Here is a 7,877-nt window from a genome sequence, read left to right on the forward strand (position 1 = left end):
GCTAGTGCTAATATGGGTGCACATACACTTTTAATAACAATGAATTTACAAAATATTGCTCAAATGAGTTGTAATCCAGCTATGGGAGGAATCGCAAAAGGGCAAATTGTTAGGGAAATAGATGCTTTAGGTGGTTATAGTGCAATTGTTACTGATAAAACCGCTATTCAATTTAAAATGTTGAATAAATCTAAAGGGCCTGCAATGTGGAGTCCAAGGGCTCAAAGTGATAGAATGCGTTTTGCAGAATGTTGGAGAACCATGTTGGAACATACTAAGAATTTAGATTTTTATCAAGAAAATGTTGTTGGGTTATTATTTGATAATGGTAAAATTATTGGTGTTAAAACTGCCTTAGGAATTGAAATTAAATCTAAGTCTGTTATTATAACAGCTGGTACTTTTTTAAATGGTTTAATGCACCTTGGAGATAAAACTTTTGGAGGTGGTAGAGCAGGGGAAAGTGCTTCAATTGGGATTACAGAAGATTTAATTAAAGTAGGATTTGAATCAGGGAGAATGAAAACAGGTACACCACCTAGAGTTGATTCTAGGTCGTTAGATTTTTCAAAAATGATAGAACAACCTGGTGATGAAAATCCAGAAAAATTCTCATATTTACCAGCTACAAAATCATTGGTTGATCAACGTTCTTGTTATATGACGTATACTTCTTTGGAAGTACATGATTTGTTACGAACTGGGTTTGATAGATCGCCAATGTTTAACGGAAGGATACAAAGTATTGGGCCAAGATATTGCCCATCTATTGAAGATAAGATTGATAGATTTGCTACGAAAGAACGTCACCAACTTTTTATTGAACCTGAAGGTTGGGATACTGTAGAAACGTATGTAAATGGTTTTTCAACTTCGTTACCTGAGGATGTTCAAGACAAAGCACTTCGAAAAGTGGCTGGTTTTGAAAATGTAAAATTCCTTAGATTTGGGTATGCAATTGAATACGATTATTTCCCACCTACACAACTGAAGCATACTTTAGAAACTAAGCTTATTGAAAATTTATATTTTGCTGGACAAATAAACGGGACAACAGGATATGAAGAAGCCGCGGCTCAAGGTTTAATGGCGGGTATAAATGCAGCATTGAAGATTCAAAGTAAAGGTGCTTTTATATTGAAAAGAGACGAAGCTTATATAGGTGTTTTAATAGATGATTTAATTACAAAAGGAACGGAAGAGCCTTATAGAATGTTTACTTCAAGAGCTGAATATAGAACATTATTACGTCAAGATAATGCTGATTTAAGATTAACACCTTTAGCTTTTGAACTTGGATTAGCTTCAAAAGAGCGTATGGAGAGAGTTATTGAAAAGCAACAAAAGACTGATTTATTTGTGAAGTTTTTAATTGAAACAAGTGTTAAACCTGAAGAGATAAATCCAATCTTAGATGATAATGAAACAGCGAGAGTTTCACAATCTATGAAGTTATTTAAAATAGCGGCTAGACCACAATTAAACTTTGATGATCTTCGGAAATTAGCTAAAGTTGAAGCGTTTATTTTAGAGAATTCTATTGATCGTGAAATTGTTGAACAAACAGAAATTCATGTAAAATATGCGGGTTATATTGAAAAGGAAAAGAACCAGGCAGATAAGGTAAATAGGTTAGAGAATGTTTCTATTCCTTCTAATTTTGATTATTATAAAGTTGCATCTTTATCAATAGAAGCGCGTCAAAAACTAACGAAACTCAAACCAATTACTATATCACAAGCGAGTAGAATAAGTGGAGTTTCACCAAGTGATATTTCTGTTTTATTGGTGTATATGGGAAGGTAATTTTTAACGTTCCACGTGGAACAAATAATAATTTCTATTAATATTTGATGTTTATTTCGGGTATTTAAAGTTGAAAATAGTATTATTTTTCGTGTTTTAAAAGTAGTAAATCGGTCAATATAATTAGTAATTTTAATGGTCTTAATCTAAATATGTAATTTCTGAAATCTAAAAAATGAGTAAAACTATATCGCCAATTATAGAAGTTGAAGAACTTATAAAAATTCATCAATTAGAAAATTTAGTTATTGTTGATGCCAGTAATGAAACTAGTTATAAAGAAAAGCATTTAAAAGGTGCTTTGTTTGTTAATTTAAACACTCAATTATCAAATATTAAAGAAGATGTTTCAGTTGGAGGAAGGCATCCTTTACCTACAATTAAGCAATTTTCTAAAACATTAAAGACTCTTGGAATCAACGAAAAAAGTCAAATTGTAATTTATGATGATAAAAATGGAGCGAATTCAGCTGCTCGTTTTTGGTGGATGTTAAGAGCTATTGGACACGATAAAGTTCAAGTTTTAAATGGTGGTATTCAAGAAGCGGAGAGAAAAGGTTTTCCTATTAATTCTGAATTAGTAGAAGCAAAAAAAACGGCTTCCTATAATTTTGTAGATTATAAACTTCCACAAGCAACTATTTTCGAAGTTGAAAATTGCTCACAAGATAAAAATTATATAGTTGTTGATGTTCGTGAAGAGGAACGATATCTTGGAATTAAAGAACCATTAGATTTGGTAGCTGGTCATATTCCTGGAGCAGTTAATATTCCTTTTTCTACCAATTTAGATCTGAATGGACTTTTTAAAACTTCTAAAGAATTAAAGAATAAATACCAAACAGTTTTTCAAAATATCGAATCAGACCATATTATTGTTCATTGCGGATCTGGCGTAACTGCATGTCATACATTGTTGGCAATTGCATATGCAGGATTAGATATCCCAAAATTATATGTAGGTTCTTGGAGTGAATGGTCTAGAAATAATAAAAAAATTGCTACAATAAATACAAATTTTTAAGAATGGACTTTTCAAAAATCAATAAAATTACCTGTGAAGATTATACGGTTTCAAACCAAAAATTTGATTTAGTTTACAATGATAAATTTGACATGCTCGAAACTTTTCCTCAACCTAAATTGGAAGATTTAGGTAATTATTATGAAAGTTCAGATTATATATCTCATACAGATTCAAAGAAATCATTTACAGATAAGTTGTATCAAATTGTAAAAGGGTATACTTTAAATAAGAAGTTAAGCCTGATAAATTCATTTAAAACTGAGCAAAAAAACTTATTAGATGTTGGTTGCGGGACAGGTGATTTTTTATTGAATTGTAAAAATAATGGATGGAATGTAGTAGGAGTAGAGCCAAACCAAAATGCAAAAAGTTTGGCAGAATCCAAACTAACTGTAAATAGTATTTCAAAAATTTATACAAATTTATCAGATATCAATTCTGAAAAATTTGATGTAATAACCTTGTGGCACGTGTTAGAACATGTTACTAATTTAGAAGTATATATTTTAAATTTAAAACAACTATTAAAGCCAAATGGTGTTTTAGTGATCGCCGTTCCAAATTTTAAAAGTTATGATGCTAATTATTACAAACAGTTTTGGGCGGCTTTTGATGTACCAAGACATTTATGGCATTTCTCAAAAAAATCGATTCAATTACTTTTTTCTAAAGAAAATATGGCTGTTGAAAAAATACTTCCAATGAAGTTTGATTCGTTTTATGTTTCTTTGTTAAGTGAAAAATATAAAAATGGGAAAAGTAATTTTATCAGTGCTTTTTATGTTGGTTTATTGTCAAATTTAAAAGCTTTGAGTTCTAAAGAGTATTCTTCGTTAATTTACCTTATAAAAAACATCTAAAATCGATTTTTAAACGATTTAAGGATGTTTCAATCATAAAATCATACTGTTTTATTCCTTTTTTAATTAATTAAAGTAGTTAAGCTGTAATAACCTCATTTTTAATAGATATTTATTATTTAAAAAATTTAAATAATAAATTATTCTAATAGTGATAAATATTAGGAGAAACTTCTGTTTTTGTTTATATATTCGCAAAAATTTTTATCATCAACCCAAATTAAAAAAATATCAAAAAATGAAAAAATTATTGATTGTAGCTATTGCACTTGTATTCGCATCTTGTAATCAAACTAAAGTTGCTTATATAGATATTGAAGTTTTAATGAAAGATTACGAAGCTACTAAAGCTTTAGAAACTTCTTTAAAAGCCAAACAAGAAGTAATGGCAAAAGAATTAGATAGTCTTGGAGCGCCATTTCAATTAAAAGTGCAACAATACTATCAAGCTGCTCAAACAATGACTGCTCAAAAAAGAGCTGAAGCGGAGCAAGCTTTACAACAAGAACAACAATTTATACAATCTAAGCAACAACAAGCTGCTCAAGTATTACAACAAGAGAATCAAGAAAAAAGCGAAATTTTAACTAAAAGAGTAGATAGTTTAGTTGGGGTTTTTGCAAAATCTAAAGGGTACAATTTAATTTTTGGAACTTCTGGACAGGGTACAGTAATGTATGGAGATGAGTCTCTAAATGTTACAGCTGAAGTTTTAGATATATTAAATGTTGATTTTTCTAAAGAATAAATATAAAACATTAATAATCAATTAAATAAGCCATTTACAATCATTGTAAATGGCTTATTTTTTTAGCTCGATTTTGACCCAATAAAATGCTGTTCTTTTATTTTAAAAAGCACATTAAAGGTTGTTAAACTACCATAAATTCTAGTGATATATTGTTGTAAATCAACTTTATCTTGGTCATCTAATTTGCTTGAATTAATTTTTTGCTCCATGACTCTTATTCTGTCACGTACCATCACAATTTTATGAAAGAAGGCATCAATAGGAATTTCTTTGCTTGACAAAGAAGTATCTTTAGGTTCTAAAATTAAGTTCCCACCTTTCCATTTGTCTGCAATAGGAATTATTTCTGAAATATCTGACCATTGTTTTAACATATTTCTTAGCGTTGATTCAACTTCAAAAAAGCTAACAGTATCTACTTCGTCTTCAACAGATTCAATTATTTCGAACTCACTATCAAGATTAATAGTTTCTAATCCGTTTTCAATAAAAGTAACCCAATAATGTTTGGAGGTTACGTTGGTTACAACACCTAAACCAAATTCAGTGTGTTTTATACGAGAACCTATACCTAATAATTTCATAATCAATAATTTAAGTTAATAAATAAATGCCAATAACATTTAAAATAAAATAGACTGTTATATTCATAGCTCCAGGATAATCTTTCGCTAATCGTTGCCCTACTAAGAACATTAAAAGTGTAATAGCTGAGATTTCTAAACCTACTTTTGCCATAATTAAGGCATCTTCTATCACTAAAAAATAAAGCCCAATAGTTAATAAAATGACAGTTGAAATTTCAAAAATTAGAACATTTAAAAGGAGTAATGGAATCATTTTTTGAAGTATTGTTTTTTCAAAATGTTTTGTGTAATATGCTATAGTTCCTTTCCAATCTGCTAATTTTTCAACTATTGAAAAGAAATAAGTAAAAATAAAAAACAGTACAATTAATATTTCTGCTGAATGATTATTAAAAATAGACATAATTTAAAGTTGTTATGAAACTTCTTTTTCGTGTAAAAGACGCGTTAGTTTTATAGATAAATCCAGCAAAATTATTTTTGCATTTCCATTTCTTTCAATATGATAAATAGCATCATTTAGCTCTTTATTTATTTCTATAATATTTCCACTATGAATAAAAGGAGCAAATTTTTCTAGTTTAAAACTCGCTGTTTTTGGTTGTAAATAAACCAAAGATGCAGCATCATAATTTAGTAAAAGTGCCTGTCTAAAAAATTGTAAACAGAAGTTTAAAAAACGTTTTTGAGTTTCTCTTCCAGTTTTTGAAATAGTATCGCTCCAATCAATTAATAATTGAATTACAGAGGCATTCCCTTTAGCTTGAAAAGCAGCTCTTACCCAAGTAATAAACCATTGTTCAAATTGCTCATCGGCATTATCATTGTGTAATAAATGCAATGCTTTATTGATATTTCCGTCAGATTGTTGGGCAATTTGCTCAGCAATTGGTTGATCTGTTCCTTCTTTTTCAATTAAATAATTTACAATATCAGCTTCAGCTATTAAAGGAAAATGTAAAACTTGACAACGTGATTTTATGGTGGTTATAATATGTTCTTCATTTTCTGTAACTAATAAAAAAACTGTTTTCTCAGGAGGTTCTTCTAATAACTTAAGCAGTTTATTTGCTGCAGAAGTATTCATTTTTTCTGCCATCCAAATAATCATAATTTTATAACCGCCTTCGTACGATTTTAGTCGTAAAGATTTTACAATTTCTTCAGCTTCGTCAACACCAATTTGTCCTTGTTTGTTTTCAATACCTATAGATTGCAACCATTCAAATAAATTCCCATAAGGGTTTAATTGAATAAAATTGCGCCAATCTTCTAAAAATAAATTACTTACAGGATGGCTTTTTACAACATCATTAGTTGCAACCGGAAACGCAAAATGTAAATCGGGATGCATTAATTTAGCACATTTTAAAGCACAAGCATCTTTATCAATACTTGTACTGCATAAAATATATTGCGCATAAGCAATGGCCATTGGCAAAGTGCCCGAACCTTCTTTACCTACAAACAATTGGGCGTGAGAAATCCGACCATTATCGGTAGATTTCATTAAATGGTTCTTTAAATGTTCGTGTCCTAAAATTTCAGAAAAATTCATCAAAGCGAAAGTAAAACATTTTCAGCAAATATAAATTGAGATGCTATTTAATCTTTTAATTTTCAATCTTGAAATCGGTTTCGTAAAAAATTAGAAGCCTTTGTATAAATTGAATTATATTTGTGCAACTAATAATTTTTGAAAAATGAAAACAATACAAGACATTAATTTTGAAGGAAAAAAAGCATTAATAAGAGTAGATTTTAATGTGCCTTTAGATGAAAATTTTAATATTACAGATGCAACTAGAATTGAAGCTGCAAAACCAACAATTATTAAAATTTTAGAAGATGGTGGGGCAGTTATTTTAATGTCGCATTTAGGAAGACCAAAGGGTGTTGAAGAAAAATATTCTTTAAAGCACATTGTTGATAAAGTTTCTGAAATAATTGGAGTTGGAGTAAAATTTGCAACCGATTGTGTTGGTGAAATTGCTGAAAAAGCAGCTTCGGAATTACAAATGGGAGAAGTGTTATTGTTAGAAAACTTACGTTTTTATGCTGAAGAAACTAAAGGAGATTTAGAGTTTTCAAAAAAACTTTCAAAGTTAGGAGATATTTATGTGAATGATGCTTTTGGTACAGCACATAGAGCGCACGCATCAACAACAATTGTAGCTCAGTTTTTTCCAGAAAATAAATGTTTTGGTGCTTTATTAGCGCAAGAAATTGTGAGTCTTAAAAAAATATTAGAAGAAGGTGAAAAGCCAGTATTGGCTATTTTAGGAGGTGCAAAAGTATCTTCAAAAATTACAGTTATTGAAAATGTTTTAGACAAAGTAAATCACTTAATTATTGGTGGTGGAATGAGTTTTACATTTGTAAAAGCACTTGGTGGTACAGTAGGAAATTCAATTTGTGAAGATGATAAATTAGAGTTGGCATTAGAAATTTTGAAGAAAGCAAAAGAAAAAGGAGTACAAGTTCATATTCCTGTTGATGTAATAGCTGCTGATGATTTTAGTAATGATGCAAATACTCAAATTTGTGATATAAATAGTATTCCTGATGGTTGGCAAGGTTTAGATGCTGGACCAAAATCAAGAGAATTATTTGATAAAATTGTAAACCAATCTAAAACAATTCTTTGGAATGGACCTTTAGGAGTTTTTGAAATGGAAAGCTTTGCAGGAGGAACAATTGCCTTAGGAAATTCTATTGCAAATGCAACTAAAAACGGAACTTTTTCACTTGTTGGTGGGGGAGATTCAGTTGCAGCCGTAAAACAATTTGGATTTGAAGATAAAGTAAGTTATGTTTCAACTGGTGGTGGTGCAATGTTAGAAAGC

General features: G+C 29.7%; 8 protein-coding genes. 5 read left to right on the forward strand and 3 right to left on the reverse strand.

From position 1 onward, the window contains the following. The 4 genes from mnmG to ABY863_RS11720 form a co-directional block, all read left to right on the forward strand. On the forward strand, window positions 1-1,806 hold a 1,806-nt coding region (gene mnmG, locus ABY863_RS11705), incomplete at its 5' end, for a tRNA uridine-5-carboxymethylaminomethyl(34) synthesis enzyme MnmG (protein WP_372795038.1). A 175-nt stretch (window positions 1,807-1,981) separates the two neighbouring features. Next, window positions 1,982-2,830 (forward strand): sulfurtransferase, encoded by an 849-nt coding sequence (locus ABY863_RS11710; RefSeq protein ID WP_372795040.1) that lies wholly within the window; start codon window positions 1,982-1,984, stop codon window positions 2,828-2,830. A 2-nt stretch (window positions 2,831-2,832) separates the two neighbouring features. Beyond that, window positions 2,833-3,693 (forward strand): class I SAM-dependent methyltransferase, encoded by an 861-nt coding sequence (locus tag ABY863_RS11715; protein WP_372795042.1) that lies wholly within the window; start codon window positions 2,833-2,835, stop codon window positions 3,691-3,693. A gap of 238 nt (window positions 3,694-3,931) precedes the next feature. Next, complete coding sequence (locus tag ABY863_RS11720) at window positions 3,932-4,441, forward strand: OmpH family outer membrane protein (protein WP_372795044.1); 510 nt, start codon at window positions 3,932-3,934, stop codon at window positions 4,439-4,441. Window positions 4,442-4,503: 62 nt separating this feature from the next. Here the strand turns inward: ABY863_RS11720 and ABY863_RS11725 are convergent, their stop codons facing one another. From ABY863_RS11725 to ABY863_RS11735, 3 genes are read right to left on the reverse strand one after another with little or no spacing between them, the layout of a single operon-like run. Further along, window positions 4,504-5,028: a hypothetical protein gene (locus tag ABY863_RS11725; protein ID WP_372795046.1), complete on the reverse strand. Its 525-nt coding sequence runs from the start codon at window positions 5,026-5,028 to the stop codon at window positions 4,504-4,506. 10 nt (window positions 5,029-5,038) lie between these two features. After that, window positions 5,039-5,434, reverse strand: coding sequence for a DoxX family protein (locus ABY863_RS11730; protein WP_372795048.1), 396 nt, complete (start codon window positions 5,432-5,434; stop codon window positions 5,039-5,041). Between the two features lie 12 nt (window positions 5,435-5,446). Beyond that, window positions 5,447-6,589, reverse strand: a complete 1,143-nt coding sequence (locus ABY863_RS11735) for an ATP-binding protein (RefSeq protein ID WP_372795050.1) — start codon at window positions 6,587-6,589, stop codon at window positions 5,447-5,449. Window positions 6,590-6,734: 145 nt separating this feature from the next. Here ABY863_RS11735 and pgk point away from each other — a divergent pair. After that, window positions 6,735-7,877, forward strand: a 1,143-nt coding sequence (pgk, locus tag ABY863_RS11740) for a phosphoglycerate kinase (protein WP_372795052.1), incomplete at its 3' end; no start/stop codon positions are given.

This window comes from Lutibacter sp. (assembly GCF_041562875.1).
Classification (GTDB): domain Bacteria; phylum Bacteroidota; class Bacteroidia; order Flavobacteriales; family Flavobacteriaceae; genus Lutibacter.